We start from the raw sequence: 1418 nt of genomic DNA on the forward strand, positions 1-1418 counted from the left end.
AATGTAACGGCGTGACACCCAAATATTCTCTTTTTGTAAATCAAAACGAATTCGTCTTGTACCATAAGACTGATAGCTCTGATTAAATAGCGTCACGATTTTATCGGCATAAAGCCCTACTGATTTTTGTCTATTCAATTTACACTGATAATAAGCATAATATCTTGATAATCCTAAATATTGACATAGCTTTGTTATGCTATAACGATGTCGATTTGCTTTTAGGATAGCGATTTTCGCCCTATTATCAGTGCTGCTTGCTTTAAAATATCGTTTTCCATGCGGAGTTGTTTAAGCTCTTTACGCAACGCGATTAGCTCTTGTTCTTGTGGACTGCGATTATCTTTTGTTTTAAATGAGCCACTTTGGCTTGATTGCGTTATCCAACGGTCCAAAGCTGATGGTGTCAAATCATATTCGGCAACGATTTCACTACGTGATTTACCATGTTGATAAAGACTGACCATTTGGTGTTTAAAATCATCTGTGAATGTTCGTCTTTTGCGTTTAATCTTATTCATATTTGTTCCTTTTTTAGTTGTGATAAGTTTACCTTACCCCTTAAAAAAGTTGTATGAATTAGTGTAGCCGATCCAATGTCATTTATTTTGGATGTTTCTATTAATTGAGTGTCAATAAAATTTATTTTTATACTTGGATCGTTTTTTAGACACATTTCCCCGTGATCTCCCTCTTGACCCCCCCTCTGAAAACGCTATAGTAGAATTGAGTTAAATATATTCTCCATATATATTAATTATTTTTGCTGTTAAACATTGTATATCTGGGTACAAATAATACGCTTTTATTGTATTCATAATTAAGTGACTTTAAAGTTAAGGATATATTAAATAATATGTTAAACATTATAATGTTATATTGGCAATACTCCCATTGTAAAATTAAAAAATATTTTTGATTATAAAAAAGCACCCATATTCGTAAAACTTGAAGAATTTAATCCAGGAGGTAGTGTAAAATCTAGACCTGGTAAATTTATGGTTGTGGATGCCCACCAACGTGGAATTTTAAATAATAAAAAAATAATTTTGGAAGCAACAGGAGGCAACACAGACTTAGGAATTACACTTTCAGCTATAAATCTTGGCTATAAAGTTCACTTAGTTATCCCCGATAATTTCAGCCGTGAAAAAATTAAAACATTAGAAAGTTATGGTGCTAAAATTATTCTTTCCGATCATAAAACAGGCCCTGGTTCTCATATTCGTCTCGCCAAAAAAATTTTGGAATCTGAAAATAAATACATAAATTTAGATCAATTTTCTAATCCTGTGGATCGGCTACACTAATTCATACAACTTTTTTAAGGGGTAAGGTAAACTTATCACAACTAAAAAAGGAACAAATATGAATAAGATTAAACGCAAAAGACGAACATTCACAGATGATTTTAAACA

The 1418-nt window shown here is 31.7% G+C and carries 2 protein-coding genes; one reads left to right on the forward strand and one right to left on the reverse strand.

Annotated elements, in window-relative coordinates; translation table 11 throughout:
- Positions 1–221 precede the first annotated feature (221 nt).
- Positions 222–521 carry a transposase gene (locus A9G35_RS05795; protein WP_065585449.1) on the reverse strand — a complete coding sequence of 100 codons (300 nt, stop codon included), beginning with the start codon at positions 519–521 and terminating at the stop codon, positions 222–224.
- A 357-nt stretch (positions 522–878) separates the two neighbouring features.
- On the opposite strand from A9G35_RS05795, the gene A9G35_RS05800 reads away from it, so the two are divergent.
- On the forward strand, positions 879–1310 hold the full coding sequence (locus A9G35_RS05800; protein WP_081300125.1) for a pyridoxal-phosphate dependent enzyme: 432 nt from the start codon (positions 879–881) through the stop codon (positions 1308–1310).
- The last annotated feature ends 108 nt before the right edge of the window (positions 1311–1418 follow it).

This window comes from Gilliamella sp. Choc5-1, from assembly GCF_001690595.1.
GTDB lineage: Bacteria > Pseudomonadota > Gammaproteobacteria > Enterobacterales > Orbaceae > Gilliamella > Gilliamella apicola_M.

What these genes read in the sequence shown, in the direction of transcription:
- A9G35_RS05795 (WP_065585449.1), bottom strand. Translation starts at nt 521, where the DNA reads ATGAATAAGATTAAACGCAAAAGACGAACATTCACAGATGATTTTAAA.